Raw genomic sequence first — 16,161 nt, forward strand, 5'->3', positions numbered from 1 at the left:
AGCATTATTATAGACAACTTGTAGAAGAAAACGCAACCGGCAGGCGGCCATTTTCACAGGGTTTTCAAACTTTTGGCACAAGCAAAGGGCGGCGCAGCCCCTTCGAGGGGACGCGCCGCCCTTGTGATTTTATTCCAGCAGGCTCTGCATATCCGGCGGAAGCGGGCTTTCCACCACCACGGTTTTTGGGGTGCCCGGCTCGGTGAATTCCATCCGGGCGCAGTGCAGCGCCTGGCGGCCGATATGCTCCCGGCTGCCGCCGTACAGCTCATCCCCGGCCAGCGGGCAGCCGATGTGGGCAAAGTGCACCCGCAGCTGGTGGGTGCGGCCGGTAATGGGCACCGCCGCCACCAGGCACAGGCCGTTTTTCTCCTGCTCCACCTGATAGCGGGTGTGGCTCGGCTTGCCCTCCGGGGCCACCTGCCGCAGGATGATGCTCCCCGGCGCCCGGGCGATGGGCGCGTCGATCTGCCCCTCTTTCTGGGTCGGACAGCCCTCCAGCACCGCCCGGTACACCTTGCTCACCCCTTTGGCCAGCAGCGGCGCGGCATAGGCGTTTTTGGCGCAGAGCACCAGACCGGAGGTGTCCTTATCAATGCGGTTCACCGGCCGGAACACGCCCTGCTGGCCCCGCTGACGCAGCAGGCCCATATAGGCGTTGGCCAGGGTGCCGTCCGCATAATTCAGGGTGGGATGCACCGCCATGCCCGCCGGCTTTTCCAGCACCATCACGTGCTGGCTCTCGTAGGCGATGGTCAGCGGAATGTCCTGCGGTTCCACGGTGGTGGGCTTTTCCGGCGGAAGGACAAAGGTGACCATCTGCCCGGCGTGCACCGTGTCACAGGTTCGGGCGGGGCCGTCCTCCACCCAGAAGCCGCCGGTCTCATTTTTCACCGCCTTGATCAGCGTGGCCGACACGCCGCTGGCCCGCAGAAAATCCCGCAGACAGCCGCCCTCAAAGCGGGGCGGAACAATAAAGCTCAGTTCCATGGGGTCGTTTCCCTCTTTCGTTGGTTTTGCTGTTGTACTGGCATTATAGCATTTTCCCCCGCCGGCGGGCAAACAAAAAGGGGCACCCGAGCGGGGTGCCCCAAAGAAAATGCGATGATTAGTAGGCGATGCCCTGAGCGATCATGCTGTCGGCCACCTTGATGAAGCCGGCCACGTTGGCGCCCACCATCAGGTTGCCGGGAGCGTCGCAGGCAACGGAAGCATCGTAGGCAGCGTGGAAAATGCCCTTCATGATGCCCTTCAGGCGCTCGTCCACTTCCTCGAAGGTCCAGGACAGGCGCAGGCTGTTCTGGCTCATCTCCAGGCCGCTGGTGGCAACGCCGCCGGCGTTGGCCGCCTTGGCGGGACCATACAGCACGTTGTTGGCCAGGAAGATCTCGATGGCCTCGGGAGTGCTGGGCATGTTGGCGCCTTCGCACACCACGGTGCAGCCGTTGGCAACCAGAGCCTTGGCGCTTTCGCCGTCCAGCTCATTCTGGGTGGCGCAGGGCAGAGCGATGTCACAGGGGATGGTCCAGATGCCCTTGCAGCCCTCGGTGAAGGTGGCGCTCTCCTTGGCGTTGGCGTACTCCACGATGCGGGCACGGCGAACCTCCTTGATGTCCTTCATCAGGTCCAGATCGATGCCGTTGGGATCGTACACATAGCCGGTGGAATCGCTCATGGCGACTACCTTGGCGCCCAGCTCGGTGGCCTTCTGGCAGGCGTAGATGGCCACGTTGCCGCTGCCGCTCACCACAACGGTCTTGCCCTCAAAGCTGTCGGAACGCATGCACTGCAGGGCTTCCTGAGTGAAGTAGCACAGGCCGTAGCCGGTGGCCTCGGTGCGGGCCAGGCTGCCGCCCCAGTTCAGACCCTTGCCGGTGAGCACGCCGGTGAACTCGTTGCGCAGGCGCTTGTACTGGCCGTACATGTAGCCGATCTCACGGGCGCCCACGCCGATGTCGCCGGCGGGAACGTCGGTGAACTGACCGATGTGCTTGCTCAGCTCGGTCATGAAACTCTGGCAGAAACGCATGATCTCGGCATCGCTCTTGCCCTTGGGGTCGAAGTCGGAGCCGCCCTTGCCGCCGCCCATGGGCAGGCCGGTCAGGCTGTTCTTGAAGATCTGCTCGAAGCCCAGGAACTTGATGACAGAGGCGTTCACGCTGGGATGCAGGCGCAGGCCGCCCTTGTAAGGGCCGATGGCGCTGTTGAACTGAACGCGGAAGCCGCGGTTCACCTGGACCTTACCGGCGTCATCCACCCAGGAAACGCGGAACTGGATGAAACGCTCGGGCTCCACCAGGCGCTCCAGAACGCCGTTCTTCTCATATTCCGGGTGCTTTTCCACCAGGGTCTGCAGGCTTTCCAGAACCTCGCGAACGGCCTGCAGGAACTCAGACTCGTTGGGGTTGCGGGCTTCCACCTGTGCATATACACGGGCCAGGTAATCGTTTTTGAACATAACGTACTTCCCCTTTCAAACGATCATCATTGATAGGCAGCGGATCGGAATCTATCGCCTATGGCGCACAGGGCCCAAAGCCCTGCTTCACTGCTATGCATTTTATTATAAAACCGTATTAAAGTGTTTGCAAGAAAAAACTTTTCCCGGCAAAGCAGTTTTTTCGGGCGCCTCGGCCAATATTTTTTGTGCAAATCTACAAAACACTTTGTCGAATCAGTCATACTTTTCCTAAAACGCCCGGGTTTTCGGCCCGGGCTTGCGCCGGGCGGCGTTGTGTGATACAATATGGAACGGAAAACGAGTGGAACATACGGCAGCGGGGCGGCATTGCGTTCGCTCTGAGGAAAGTCCGGGCTTCACAGGGGAATGGTAACTGCTAACGGCAGCCGGGGGCGACCCCAGGGATAGTGCAACAGAAAGAAACCGCCGCGTTTTGCGGTAAGGATGGAAAGGCGAGGTAAGAGCTCACCAGCGCACTGGCGACTTTGCGGCTATGTAAACCCTACCAGAAGCAACACCCGTATGGGGCATACAGCGCTCCCCGCGCGCCCCGGAGGTGGCATGAACCCTGCGGCAACGCAGGGTCTAGACAGATTGCCGTTTAATACAGAACCCGGCTTACGGTCCGGTCGTTTTCTATCAAAAAGGGCGTGTTTCCCGTTTGGGAAACACGCCCTTTTTGATGTTCAGAGCCCCAAAAGCAGATCCAGCAGCAGCAGGGTGACGACCCCCGGCGCGCCCAGCACCACCGCCATGAAGCTGGTGGCCCAGTTCAGCGCCAGGCTCACGCCGGTGACCGGCGCCAGCAGATTCACCGCCCCCAGCGCCCCCATTCCGGTGAGCGCCGCACTCAGCGCCGTGCGCAGCGGGCGGCGGCTGTGCCCCGCGGCCAGCCCCACCGCCACCAGCAGCACGGCTGCTCCCAGGGCCAGCGCCGTCACAGAATGGCCCGCAGCCCCTGGGCCCGGGCCTTGCGCTGGTAGTAGCGGTAGCGGCTTTGAATGGCCTGATACTCATAGATCAGCGCGTCGATCAGCTCCGGCTCGGTCTCCAGATCAAAGCACATCTGGTTCTGGCGCATCTGCCAGAGGCAGCGGCGCAGCTGCTCCTCCAAAGGCAGCACCTGGCAGGCCTCCCGGTCCAGCCGCTCCTGCCGGCCCTCGCTCAACGCGCGGGCCATCCGCTGCAGTGCGGGCGGCCGTTTGGCGGCGGCTTCCATCATTGCGATCCACTCCCTTCGAATCCTTCCTGTTTATGGATATGCTTCCAGTATGGCCCGGTAGACCCGGTTCGATTCCCTCTGCATGCAAAAAATAACCGCTCGCTTTGCAACACACAAAGCAAACGGTTATTTTTTACTCTTTGGTGCGGGGAACGCTCCATTCCCCTTCCTCCTGCTGCCGGTCCAGCTCCAGCGGCTGCAGGATGCGGTAGCCGCCCCGGATCTTTTCCAGAATGCCCCGGGCGCACAGCTCGTTCATGGTGCGCAGAAGGTGCCGGTAGCTCACCCCAAGATATTCGGCGGTCTCAGTGAGGCGGCCGCTGAACACACCCTCTCGCTGGCTTCGTGCGATGTAGGCTCGCAGCCGGGTCTCCAGCGGAGCCAGGATGTTAAGGGTATCGTTCACCGCGTTGCGGGCCACGATCTGGGCCAGCATGTGGGCCACCCGGTTCATAAACCGGATGTTCCCCCGCAGGCTGGCGGCGTATTTTTGCATGGGCAGCGCCACGCAGCGCACGGTGCTGTCCGCCTGAATGCTGGTGGTGACGGCCTCGCCGGTCATCAGCTCCACCTCGCCCACCAGGGTACCGGGTCCGTTGTAGCAGAACAGCAGGGTCTTGTCCGCCGGGGTGACGGTACACACCTTCACCCTGCCCTCCACCACGAAGAGCAGCTCCTCCATGGGGCAGCCCTGACGGCAGAGGAAATCCCCCCGCCGGTATTGGCGCAGGCGGGCATCCGGGTAATCCTTCCGCTCCAGCCCAAAATCCTCCAGCTGCTTCCAGTATTGTTCCAGCCGGTTGTTTTCCATTCTTTTCCCTCACTTTTCCTGTGTGCCCTGCAGCGGGGCCTGAGGCTTGCGGCTGGCCAGCGCCGAGCCCAGCGCACAGGCAAGGCCCAGCACACCCGCGACCCGGAACACATCCGCCGGGCTCTCCCCCACAAAGCCCGCCAGAAAGCCGGTGATGTAGGGCGAGGCAAAATAGCCCACGTTCACCACCGTGAGCACCGCCGCGGTGACAGCGGCCAGGCGGCGGGGTCCCGCACAGCGGGAGAAGCCCAGCATCAGGTTGGGGCTGAACAGACCCATGCCCAGAAACGCGCCCGCCACGCACAGCGCCGCGCCGGGCAGGCTGATCCACAGGCTGCCCGCCAGATACAGCGCGCCCAGAATGGCGAAGGCCCAGGTCATGGTGAAGCGGCCGGTACGGCGCTCGAACCAGGCAAAGCCGGTGGACATCAGCCCCGCCAGCACGCAGCCCACTGCACTGATCACACCGGTGAGGGCGGTATCGCCCAGGCCGTAGCCCTCCACGTACAGGGAAAGATGAGTGTTCACCATGTAAAAGAGCGCCGCGAAGGCAAAGCCCTCCACCGCCAGCCGAACCGCGCCGGACAGACTGAACCAGTCACCGCCCTCCCTGGGGCCTTCCTCATGGTGGCTCTGCCGGGGCAGGAACAGCACCGCCAGCACCAGCGGCACCAGCACCGCCAGAAAACACAGGTACACGTTGTACCAGCCGCTGCGGGCCAGCACACCGCCCACCAGAGTGGCCGCCACCCGGCCCAGCTGCAGCATACCGGTGACCATGCCCATCACCCGGCTGCGCTCCTCGCCTTCAAAGCCGTCGTTCACCAGCAGCGGATAGAGGGTGGCCTGCATGCCATAGGCCGCGCCCATGACCACACTGGCGGCGATCAGGGCGGGCAGATTTTCCCGCAGCACAAAGCTTGCAAGGCCCGAGCCGAAGAACACGGCCAGCGCCGTGATGGAAAGCTGGCGGCGGCTGAACCGCTTCTCCAGCCAGGGCTCGGCCACAATACCCGCGATGCCGGTCAGGTTGGGCAGGGCGAGCAGCAGCAGCACCGTATTCTGGGGCTGGTCCGGGAAGGCGGCCACCATGCCGGACACCGCCACCGACGGGATCATATACAACAGATTCACAAAACAGATGGCCCCGATGGCCACCTTCAAGGGGGTACGCTTCATCAATGCTTCTCCTTTTTTAGGGGTGGGACGGCAGTCGACCGCCGCGTATGCTTTATTTTACCACGACCTCCACCCTGCTCTGCAAGGACATCCGTCACAGAAAACGGGCGGGCCTGTCTGGTCCGCCCGTGTTTGGGGTTACTCGGTTTCTTCCAGGGCAAAATCCACCCGGCCCAGGGCCACGTCCGCCCGGTCCACCCGGACGCGGACCCGGTCGCCCAGGCTCCACGCACGGCCGCTCACCGGGTCCTTCAAACGCATGGATTCGATCAGCTGGGGCTCGCCCTTGCAGATGCTCTCGGCGTGCACCAGACCCTCCACAGTGTTTTCCAGCTCCACATAGATGCCCTGGGGCGCCACGCCGCAGACCACGCCCTCGAACACCTCGCCCAGATGGGCATGCATGTATTCCGCCTTGTAGCAGGCCTCGGCGGACCGCTCCAGCTGCATGGCCGCCACCTCGCAGGTGCTGGACTGGGCGCTGGCCTCCCGGGCAAACCAGGTGTAGCGCCGGTTCAGCTCCTCCAGGCTGGTGCCGCCCAGCCAGTCGCTGAGGATGCGGTGGATGGCCAGGTCCGGATAGCGGCGGATGGGGCTGGTGAAGTGGGTGTAATCCTCCAGCGCCAGGCCGTAATGCCCCTTGGGCTCCGGCTCATAGCAGGCCTTGGCCATGGCCCGCAGCACGCCGGTGTGCACCACCGGCTGCAGGTCGGTGCCCCGGGTGGAATCCAGCAGAGCGGCCAGCTCCTTCTGGGTGGGCGCTTCGCCGGCAAAGTGATCCGGCAGGCCGCACACCCGCAGCATACCGGTCAGCCGCTCCACCCGCTCCGGGTTCGGGGCCTCGTGCACCCGGTAAACAAAGGGCAGCTGGTTGCGGCGGGCCAGCTGGGCCGCGCACTGGTTGGCCAGCAGCATGAACTCCTCAATCATGCACTCGGTCACCCCGCGGCTGCGCCGCTGGATGTCCACGCAGCGGCCCTCTTCATCCAGCACCAGCTTGGCCTCCTCGGTCTCCAGCTCGATGCCGCCCCGCTCCCGGTGCATCTTGGCCCGCTGCTCGTAGAGCTTCTTCATCAGGGGCAACTGGGGCCATACCTCCTCGTATTTTTCCCCCAGCTCGGGGGTCTCCTCTCCGGCCAGCAGCTGGTTCAGCTCGCTGTAAACGCCCTTGACCCGGCTGCGGATCACGGTCTTTTCAAACCGGAAGTCCCGCAGCTGGCCATCCTCGGTCAGCTGCATGATGCAGGAGAAGGCCAGCCGGTCCTCGCCCGGGTTCAGGCTGCACAGCCCGTTGGAGAGCTGACGGGGCAGCATGGGAATCACGCTGTCCGCGTAATAGATGGAGGTTCCCCGGCGCATGGCCTCCTTGTTCAGCTCGCTGCCCGGCTTCACATAATGGCTCACATCCGCGATGTGCACCCCCAGCTCCCAGCCGTTTTCCACCGCCATCAGCGAGATAGCATCGTCAATGTCCTTGGTGGAGGCGGCGTCGATGGTGAAGATGGGCCAGCTGCGCAGGTCGGTGCGCTTTTTCAGGTCCGAGGACTGGATGCCCTCCAGCCTGCGGGCCTCAGCCTTCACCTTTTCGGGGAAGTGCCGATCCACACCGGCGGCGTACAGCAGCGCCTTGGCGCAGTTCTTGGCGGCCTGGGCACTGCCGAAGCGCAGCGCCACGCCCACCCGGTGGTCCTCATAGTCCTCGCCCCGGCTCAGCAGCTCCACCGCCGCCTTGTCGCCGTCCGACGCGCCGCCCGCGGCGCTCTTTTTCACCTGCAGGCGCACGAATGGGCATTCATCCGGCAGCAGATACAGCCGCTCCTTCTCCTTCAAAATGGTGCCCACAAAGTTTTTGCGGGGCTGCACCACTGCCAGGATCTCGCCCTCCCGGGAGCCGGGAACCCTGGGCTTGTCGAACAGCTTCACCAGCACCCGGTCGCCGGGCAGCGCACCGCACAGCGCCCGGCCGGGGATGAAGATATCGCCCTTCTGGTCGTTTTCCGGCGCGGCAAAGCCGAAGCTGGGCCCCAGCTTGACCAGCACGCACTCCAGCGTGCTTTCGGCCTTGGCGTCCTTTGCCAGAAAATAGGCGCCGCTCTTCTGGCGGATCTTTCCCTTCTTGTGCAGCTCGTCCACAGTCTGCTGCACCTTTTTGTCGTTGCCCAGCTTGTTCTTCAATTCTTTGAGACGCCTGGGCTTTTTCTCCAGCTCCCGGAGGATCTTGGATCGAATGGACATGACATTTCCCTCCCTCTTGGCGGCCCTGCACCCCTCGTACCGAGCCATGGAAAGACAAAAAGGGCCCGCGCAATGCGGGCCCTCTTGCTTGTTAGTTCATGCTCATAACGCTCAGCACGCTGACCGCGATCATGACAACAAAGAAAACGATGCCCACGATCTTGGTGTACTTGGCGAGCCTCACGTCCTTGGCACGGGTACGGCCGGCTTCCATCATGCCGCCCTCGCCGGCGATGGCACCGGACAGGCCGCGGCCCTTGGACTCCTGGGACAGGGTCAGAAATACGATCACGATGGCGGCCAGGATCAGCACGACACCGCTGATGATCTCGATAATACTCATAGTGTAAACGCTCCTCCGCTTTTTATACGCGCTAATATGCAAGTATGATGATACCACACAGCCCCGCAAAATGCAAGGGCAACACCGCACAATTCGCGGCAAATGCCCGGATTTCTGCGGGCTTTTCCCGGGGCAGCAGGCCGGTTTTACTGGCCCAGCTGCAGCTGCTCGGCCACATCCTCCTCCCGCACCAGAGCGCCTGCGGCGGGCAAGCTGCGCACCCGGTACCGATGGGGGTTGGCCAGCTCCAGCGCACCGGCGGGCTTGACCCATTCGATGTGCTGGTTCTTTTTCAGGGTGATCACCGCCACGCCCGCGGTGTCGCGGGTCTGCTTCTCGGCGATCTGGGTGGTGTGGGCCAGCAGCATCCGGCCGCCGCTGGTGCGAACCGCCAGCTCGGTCTCCTCAGGCAGCTGCACCATGCAGGCCAGCTGCTCCTTGTCGCTGTAGGCCTTGAGCAGCTTTTTGCGGTTCTGCTTGGTGGCGTAGCTGTTCATGGGGATCTTGGCGAATTTGCCGTTGGCGTAGGCAAACAGCATATAGCCCTTGTAATCCAGGGTGACCGCCATGTAGACCGGCAGCTCGCCCTCGTCCATGCCCAGGCTGGCCGCCACGAACTCGCCCATCACGCTGGCCTTGGTGTCGGCAAAATCCGCCGCGCGGCACTTGTACACCTGCCGCTGGTCGGTGAAGAACAGCAGCCAGGCGTCGTTGCGGGTCTCGATCTGCTGCACCACTTCGTCGCCTTCCTTGAGCTTCTGCTCGCCGCTCATACGCAGCGACTGGGGGGTGATCTTCTTGAAGTAGCCCTCCCGGGTGAAGAAGACGGTGACCGGGTAATCCGGCAGGCTCTCCTCCTCGGCGGCGGAGTCCGCGGTCTCCACGTCGTACAGAATCTGGCAGCGGCGGGGCTGACCGTATTTCTTGGCCACCGCGTTCAGCTCTTCGATGATGATGCGGCGGATCTTGGCCTCGGATTTCAGGATATCCTCCAGGCGGGCGATCTCGGCCTCCAGGTCAGCGATCTCCTGGGTGCGCTTGAGGATGTATTCCCGGTTCAGATGGCGCAGCTTAATCTCGGCCACGTACTCGGCCTGGGTCTCGTCGATGCCGAAGCCGATCATCAGGTTGGGCACCACCTCGGAATCCTCCTCGGTTTCCCGCACGATGCGGATGGCCTTGTCGATGTCCAGCAAAATGGCCTCCAGGCCCTTCAAAAGGTGCAGGCGCTTCTGCTTGCCCTGCAGGTCGTGATAGGTGCGGCGGCGCACGCATTCCACCCGGAATGCCACCCACTCGTTCAGGATCTGCCGCACGCCCAGCACACGGGGCTGGCCGCCGATGAGCAGGTTGAAGTTGCAGGCGAAGCTGTCCTCCAAAGGAGTGGTGCGGAACAGCTTCTGCATCAGCTTGTCCGGGTCCTGGCCGCGCTTCAGGTCAATGGTCAGCTTGAGGCCGTTCAGATCGGTCTCGTCGCGCATGTCGCTGATTTCCTTGATCTTGCCGGTCTTCACCAGCTCGGCGATCTTGTCCATCACCGCCTCCACCGTGGTGGTGGGAGGAATGCGGGTGATCTCCAGCATGTTGCCGTCCTTCTCGTAACGGTACTGGGCGCGCACCCGCACGCTGCCGCGGCCGGTCTCGTAGATCTTGCGCAGCTCGGCCTCGTTGTACAGAATCTCACCGCCGCCCACAAAATCCGGAGCGGGCAGGGTGGTGAGCAGGTCGTGGTCCGGATGGCGCATCAGGGCCACGGTGGTCTCGCACAGCTCCGCCAGGTTGAAGGAGCAGATGTTGGAGGCCATGCCCACGGCGATGCCCAGGGTGTTGTTGGCCAGAATGGTGGGGAAGGTCACCGGCAGCAGGGTGGGCTCGGTGGTGGTGCCGTCGTAGTTGGGCACAAAGTCCACGGTGTCCTTGTCGATGTCCCGGAACAGCTCCTCGCACACCGCCTCCAGCTTGGCTTCGGTGTATCGGCTGGCGGCGTAGGCCATGTCCCGGCTGTAGGCCTTGCCGAAGTTGCCCTTGGAATCCACAAAGGGCACCAGCAGGCTCTCGTTGCCTCGGCCCATGCGCACCATGGTCTCATAGATGGCCGCGTCGCCGTGGGGGTTCAGGTGCATGGTGCTGCCCACGATGTTGGCGCTCTTGGTACGGGCGCCCTTCAACAGGCCCATGCCGTACATGGTGTACAAAAGCTTGCGGTGAGCGGGCTTGAAGCCGTCGATCTCCGGCAGTGCGCGGGAGACGATGACGCTCATGGCGTAGGGCATGTAGTTCTTTTCCAGGGTCTCGGTGATGGGGCTCTGGATTACAACGCCCGCGTCCAGGATCTCCACGTTATCGCCCAGCTGGGGCCGGGCGGGGGTGGCGCGTTTGGTCTGTTTTTTTGCCATTGCTCTTCTCTCCTCCCCTTACGAAAGATCCAGGTCGTCCAGGTATTCCACGCCGTGCTGGGCGATGTGCTCCTTACGGCCGGCCAGGTTGTCGCCCAGCAGCAGGTCAAACACGGCGGCGGTGTGCTCCACATCCTCCGGGTTCACCTTGATCAAACGGCGGCTCTCCGGGTTCATGGTGGTGAGCCACATCATTTCCGGGTCGTTCTCACCAAGACCCTTGGAGCGCTGAATGGTATACTTCTCCTTGCCGATGCGGGAAAGGATGTTTGCCTTTTCCGGCTCGGTGTAGGCAAAGTAGGTCTTGTTTTTGGTGTTGATCTCGTACAGCGGGCTTTCGGCAATATACACGTAGCCCTCGTTGATGAGGGTGGGGGTGAGCCGGTAGAGCATGGTCAGGATCAGGGTGCGGATCTGGTAACCGTCCACGTCGGCGTCAGTACAGATGACCACCTTGTTCCAGCGCAGGTTGTCCAGGTTGAAGGTGGCCAGGTCCTTTTTGGCCTTGCCGCCCAGCTCCACGCCGCAGCCCAGCACCTTGATCAGGTCGGTGATAACATCGGATTTGAAAATGCGGTCATAGTCCGCCTTCAGGCAGTTCAGAATCTTGCCGCGCACCGGCATGATGCCCTGGAACTCGGAGTCCCGGCTGGTCTTGACCGCGCCCATGGCGGAATCGCCCTCCACGATGTACAGCTCGCGGCGGCTCACATCCTTGGTGCGGCAGTCCACGAACTTCTGCACCCGGTTGGCGATGTCGATCTGACTGGTCATCGTCTTCTTGATGCTCTGGCGGGTCTTTTCCGCATGCTCGCGGCTCTGCTTGTTGATGAGCACCTGCTGGCAGATCTTCTGGGCCTCCTCCGGGTTCTCCAGGAAGTAGACCTCCAGATTGTGCTTCAGAAACTCGGTCATGGCCTGGGCCACGAACTTGTTGGTGATGGCCTTTTTGGTCTGGTTCTCGTAACTGGTGCGGGTGGAGAAGGTGCTGGACACATACACCAGGCAGTCCTGTACATCGGCAAAGGTGATCTTGCTCTCGTTCTTTTTGTACAGGCCCTTGGTCTTTAAAAAGTTATCGATCTGGTTCACAAAGGCGGTGCGCACCGCACGGTCCGGGCTGCCGCCGTGCTCCAGCCAGCTGGAGTTGTGGTAGTATTCCAGCATCTGCACCTTGTTGGAGAAGCAGAAGGCGGCGCTCATCTTCACCCGGTAGTCCGGCTGGTCCTCCCGGTCCCGGCCGGTGGCGGTGGACTCGCAGTAGCGGGCGGGGGTGATGTAATCCAGACCCACGGTCTCGTTCACATAATCCTCAATGCCCTTTTCGTAGCGGAACTCGATGGTCTGCTTTTCCGGCCCGGTCTGGTCCACAAAGACAAGATCCAGGCCCGCGTTGACCACCGCCTGCCGCTTCATGGTGTCGGTGAAATATTCGGTGGGCACGTTCACGTCGGTGAACACCTGGGTGTCCGGCTTCCAGCGGATGATGCTGCCGGTGCGGCGGCCCTTGAAGGGCTCCTTGATCATCTCGCCCGCGGGCTCGCCCTGCTTGAAGTCCAGATGATAGTGGAAACCGTCCCGGTAAATGTCGGCGGTCATCCACTCGCTGGCGTACTGGGTGGCGCACAGGCCCAGACCGTTCAGGCCCAGGGAATACTCGTAGTTGTCCTCCCCGGCAGAGTACTTGCCGCCGGCGTACATCTCGCAGAACACCAGCTCCCAGTTGTAGCGCTGCTCCTTGGGGTTATAGTCCACCGGGATGCCCCGGCCAAAATCCTCCACCTGGATGCTGCCGTCCGCAAAGCGGGTGAGCAGGATCTTCTCGCCGTAGCCTTCGCGGGCCTCGTCGATGGAGTTGGAAAGGATCTCGAAGATGGAATGGGCACAGCCCTCCACGCCGTCCGAGCCAAAGATAACGGCAGGGCGTTTGCGCACCCGGTCCGCGCCCTTCAGGCTGGAAATACTGTCGTTGCCATATTCCTGTTTTTTGGCCAACCTGTTCTACCTCCTGTTGGTTTTGGGGGCTTCTTTCCCCCGTTTTCCCCCTCTGTCTGCGCCAGGGCAGGCCCTTGTGCGCCGGGGATTTTCTCACGTTCTTGAATGCATACCATATTATTTAACCACGCCCCGGCGGAAAATGTCAAGGCGCGCAGGGTGCGGCGGGGCGCTCTGCCGGGCCGTTTGCGGGCCATCGGGTGGCGTTTTTCGAACTTTTCGGCCCTGCTTTTTCGGTTCTTGTCTGGGCGTTCCTCACCGATTGTTACCAGCCCGGCGCCCCACTGAACCTCTTCCACAGCGAAAAAAGGCCTTCCGCACTGCGGCCTGCAATGCGGAAGGTCTTTTTGTTTTGTGATGATTCAGCGCCCAAATCAGGCCAGCAGGAAGCCAATCAGGGCCACGATGGCACACAGCACGGCGGTGATGGGCGGGGCCCAGCGAATGATCTTTTCCGCGATCACATCCCGGGGGTCCATCTCCTCGTCCCCGTATTCCTCGTAGTCGTCCTGGTAGTCCTCCTCATAGCCGCCCTCATCCTCATAGGCATCCTGTTCACGGAAGCCCAGACGGGAAGCGGCATAGCGGCTGCGGCCCCGGTCATCGGCCAGGGTCATGTCCGAGTCATCCTCCTCGTCGGGATGCAGCGGAGGCACATCGTAGCTGGGGTCCGGCTGATTGCGCAGCGGGGGCACCGCGCGGGTGGGCTCCTCCGGGCGAACCGGGGGTACCATGCGGGTGGGCTGTTCATCCGCCGCGGGCTGCTGGGCGGTCTGCGCCGCCTGCAGCATGCTGGACAGGGTGTTCTGCAGCAGGATGCGGTCGGAGCCGCACTCGCTGCACCACACGCCGCTCTCCTCACGGGGATGGAAGGCACCGCAGGCGCAGTACCAGCCCTGGTCCAGCACCTGGGGCACAAACTGCAGCCCCTCCTTGCCGGTGCGCTCGCTCAGCTTTCTGGCCAGGTCCTCCGGCAGCTTTTTGGGCGCGGGCAGGCGGGTGCGCACATAGCCGGTCAGATCCAGCGCGTTGCCGTCGGCCAGATAAGCCCGGAGCAGGTCCACCTCAACACTGCCCACCGGGGCCTGGCTGATGTAGACCGCATCGTCCGAGCCGAAGACCTGACCGCCCGCAGCGTTCAGGCCCTGGTACTCAAACCGGTCCTGGCAGACCACGGTACCGGTGCGGTCCTTGCACTTGAACTCCACCAGCAGGCCGGTGACCGGCTGGCTGGAAATGTTTTTAAAGGACAGGCAGACCGCGATGTCGCCGCTCTGGTCGCCCTTCAGCAGCTCCACCTTCACAAACTGGATGGGGCTGCCCTTGGTGTAATAGTTGGCGCGGGATTGGGCCAAAAGGTCGAAATTCTCTTCCATAAGAGCGTTACTCCTTTCCTGTTACAGGGAGCCCTCGGGCTTTTCGCCCTGGTCCGGCTGCTCCGGCAGAGGCTCGGCAGTCTCGGCGGTCTCGGCAGGCTGAGCGGGTTCGGCGGGTTCCGCAGGCTCAGCAGCCTGGGCAGGTTGAGCGGGCTGTGCCGGCTCAGCGGGTGCTGCGGCCGGGGCGGGCTGCTCGGCTTCGGGCAGGGTGCCGCCCTCCATCAGGGTCTTGAACTCCTCGCCGGACAGCTTCTCCCGTTTGATCAGCTCGGCGGCCACCACATGCAGCTTATCCATGTTGTCGCTCAGGATGCGGCGGGCTCTCTCGTAGGCTTCGTCCACGATGTCCCGGATCTCGCTGTCAATCTCAGCAGCGATGGAATCGGAATAACCCTTGCCCTGGCTGAAATCACGGCCCAAGAAGGTCTCCTCCGGGTCGGAGCCATACACCACAGGGCCCAGCCGCTCGGAGAAGCCGTAGCGGGTGACCATGCTGCGGGCGGTCTGGGTGGCGCGCTCCAGGTCGTTGGAAGCGCCGGTGGAGATATCCTCCAGCACCAGGCTCTCGGCCACGCGGCCGCCCAGCAGGCTCACGATGCGCTCCTGCATGGCGGTCTTGGTCACGTAGCTGGCGTCCTTGTCGGGCAGGTACATGGTGTAGCCGCCCGCCTGGCCGCGGGGGATGATGCTGATCTGATGCACCGGGTCGTTGGTGGGGCAGAACCAGCTGGTGATCGCGTGGCCCGCCTCGTGGTACGCGGTGAGCTTCTTCTCCTTCTCGGTGACCACACGGCTCTTCTTCTCGGGGCCGGCCACCACCTTGATGGAGGCTTCCTCGATCTCCTTTTCCGTGATGGCCTTCTTGCCCCGGCGGGCAGCCAGCAGAGCCGCCTCGTTCACCAGGTTTTCCAGGTCCGCACCGGCGAAACCGGCGGTGGACTGGGCAATGGTCTTCAGGTTCACATCGGGAGCCAGAGGCTTCTTGCGGGTGTGTACCCGCAGGATCTCCTCACGGCCCTTCACATCCGGCAGGCCCACGTAGACCTGACGGTCGAACCGGCCGGGGCGCAGCAGGGCGTGGTCCAGGATGTCGGCCCGGTTGGTGGCCGCGATGACGATGACGCCCTCGTTGGCGCCGAAGCCGTCCATCTCCACCAGCATCTGGTTCAGGGTCTGCTCGCGCTCGTCGTGACCGCCGCCCAGACCGGTGCCGCGCTGGCGGCCCACTGCGTCGATCTCATCGATGAAGATGATGCTGGGCGCGGTCTTCTTGGCCTTGTCGAACAGGTCGCGCACACGGGAGGCACCCACGCCCACATACATCTCCACGAAATCGGAGCCGGAGATGGAGTAGAAGGGCACGCCTGCCTCGCCTGCGCAGGCGCGGGCCAGCAGGGTCTTACCGGTACCCGGAGGGCCCACCAGCAGCACGCCGTGGGGAATGCGGGCACCCAGGCTGTTGAACTGGCTGGGGTTTTTGAGGAACTGCACGATCTCTTCCAGCTCGGCCTTTTCCTCATCCGCACCGGCCACATCCGCAAAGGTGGTCTTGCGCTTGTCGTCGTTCTGGTCCTTCACCTTGGCACGGCCCACATTCATGATGTTGCCGCCCTGGTTGCCCTTGAACATCACGTAGAAAATGAAGATCATGCTGCCCACCATGACCACCATCATCATGATGTCCCAGATGGGCACGCTGCTCTTCACCGGGGTGTAGTCCTGATACATGGGCGCGTCCGAATGGGCCTCGTTGTAGGCCTGGACGTAGGGCTGCACCTCTTCGTAGAAAATGCTGAAATAGGGCACGCGGTATTCCACCTGCCAGATGCCCTCACCGCTGGGCAGCTGATCCACGGTCTCCTTTGCGCCGGTAGCGCTCTGGCTCTGGCTGCGGATCAGATCAAACATGCCGCCCTGGGCCAGCTGGCCGCGGGTGCCGGACTGCTTGCCGGTATCCACCGCGTTAGAAGGCAGCTCCACGCTGCCCTCTACTAGTGCCAGCTTGATGTCGCCGGTGTTCAGGTCCATCTCGAAACCGACCACCTGCTGGGACTGGAAGTAGCTGAGCACCCGGGAGTAGCTCATGGTAGTGGTGGAGGTGTTCATCAGGCTCCACAGATTCAGAGCCAACACGCTCAGCGCC

General features: G+C 62.8%; 12 protein-coding genes and 1 other RNA gene. 1 reads left to right on the top strand and 12 read right to left on the bottom strand.

The genetic code is table 11. The annotated features are described in order from the left end of the window. Positions 1-129 precede the first annotated feature (129 nt). Positions 130-990 carry an RluA family pseudouridine synthase gene (locus B5F28_RS07900; protein WP_087295020.1) on the bottom strand — a complete coding sequence of 287 codons (861 nt, stop codon included), beginning with the start codon at positions 988-990 and terminating at the stop codon, positions 130-132. A 118-nt stretch (positions 991-1,108) separates the two neighbouring features. After that, the gene (gdhA, locus tag B5F28_RS07905) at positions 1,109-2,458 is read right to left on the bottom strand and encodes an NADP-specific glutamate dehydrogenase (RefSeq protein WP_087295022.1); all 1,350 of its coding nucleotides are present in this window, start codon (positions 2,456-2,458) and stop codon (positions 1,109-1,111) included. Positions 2,459-2,759: 301 nt separating this feature from the next. Here gdhA and rnpB point away from each other — a divergent pair. Further along, positions 2,760-3,097: RNase P RNA component class A (gene rnpB / locus B5F28_RS07910), an RNA gene on the top strand. A 50-nt stretch (positions 3,098-3,147) separates the two neighbouring features. Here rnpB and B5F28_RS07915 read toward each other — a convergent pair. The 10 genes from B5F28_RS07915 to ftsH form a co-directional block, all read right to left on the bottom strand. Then, on the bottom strand, positions 3,148-3,402 hold the full coding sequence (locus tag B5F28_RS07915; RefSeq protein ID WP_087295024.1) for a pro-sigmaK processing inhibitor BofA family protein: 255 nt from the start codon (positions 3,400-3,402) through the stop codon (positions 3,148-3,150). Continuing rightward, the gene (locus B5F28_RS07920) at positions 3,399-3,683 is read right to left on the bottom strand and encodes a hypothetical protein (RefSeq protein WP_087295026.1); all 285 of its coding nucleotides are present in this window, start codon (positions 3,681-3,683) and stop codon (positions 3,399-3,401) included. The genes B5F28_RS07915 and B5F28_RS07920 overlap by 4 nt, the downstream gene beginning before the upstream one ends. A 133-nt stretch (positions 3,684-3,816) precedes the next feature. Continuing rightward, entirely contained in the window at positions 3,817-4,494 is a 678-nt protein-coding gene (locus B5F28_RS07925; protein WP_087295028.1) for a cyclic nucleotide-binding domain-containing protein, read from the bottom strand. 9 nt (positions 4,495-4,503) lie between these two features. Then, positions 4,504-5,673, bottom strand: coding sequence for an MFS transporter (locus tag B5F28_RS07930; RefSeq protein ID WP_087295030.1), 1,170 nt, complete (start codon positions 5,671-5,673; stop codon positions 4,504-4,506). A 138-nt stretch (positions 5,674-5,811) separates the two neighbouring features. Next, positions 5,812-7,908, bottom strand: a complete 2,097-nt coding sequence (rnr, locus tag B5F28_RS07935) for a ribonuclease R (RefSeq protein WP_087295032.1) — start codon at positions 7,906-7,908, stop codon at positions 5,812-5,814. 91 nt (positions 7,909-7,999) lie between these two features. After that, on the bottom strand, positions 8,000-8,251 hold the full coding sequence (gene secG, locus B5F28_RS07940) for a preprotein translocase subunit SecG (RefSeq protein ID WP_087295034.1): 252 nt from the start codon (positions 8,249-8,251) through the stop codon (positions 8,000-8,002). 146 nt (positions 8,252-8,397) lie between these two features. Beyond that, positions 8,398-10,647 (bottom strand): DNA gyrase subunit A, encoded by a 2,250-nt coding sequence (locus tag B5F28_RS07945; protein ID WP_087295036.1) that lies wholly within the window; start codon positions 10,645-10,647, stop codon positions 8,398-8,400. A gap of 18 nt (positions 10,648-10,665) precedes the next feature. Further along, the gene (locus B5F28_RS07950; protein ID WP_087295038.1) at positions 10,666-12,642 is read right to left on the bottom strand and encodes a DNA gyrase/topoisomerase IV subunit B; all 1,977 of its coding nucleotides are present in this window, start codon (positions 12,640-12,642) and stop codon (positions 10,666-10,668) included. 374 nt (positions 12,643-13,016) lie between these two features. After that, positions 13,017-14,018, bottom strand: a complete 1,002-nt coding sequence (locus B5F28_RS07955) for a hypothetical protein (protein ID WP_087295040.1) — start codon at positions 14,016-14,018, stop codon at positions 13,017-13,019. Positions 14,019-14,039: 21 nt separating this feature from the next. After that, complete coding sequence (gene ftsH / locus B5F28_RS07960; RefSeq protein ID WP_481808390.1) at positions 14,040-16,124, bottom strand: ATP-dependent zinc metalloprotease FtsH; 2,085 nt, start codon at positions 16,122-16,124, stop codon at positions 14,040-14,042. Positions 16,125-16,161 lie beyond the last annotated feature (37 nt).

Source organism: Gemmiger sp. An194, assembly GCF_002160145.1.
In the GTDB taxonomy this organism is placed as follows: domain Bacteria; phylum Bacillota; class Clostridia; order Oscillospirales; family Ruminococcaceae; genus Allofournierella.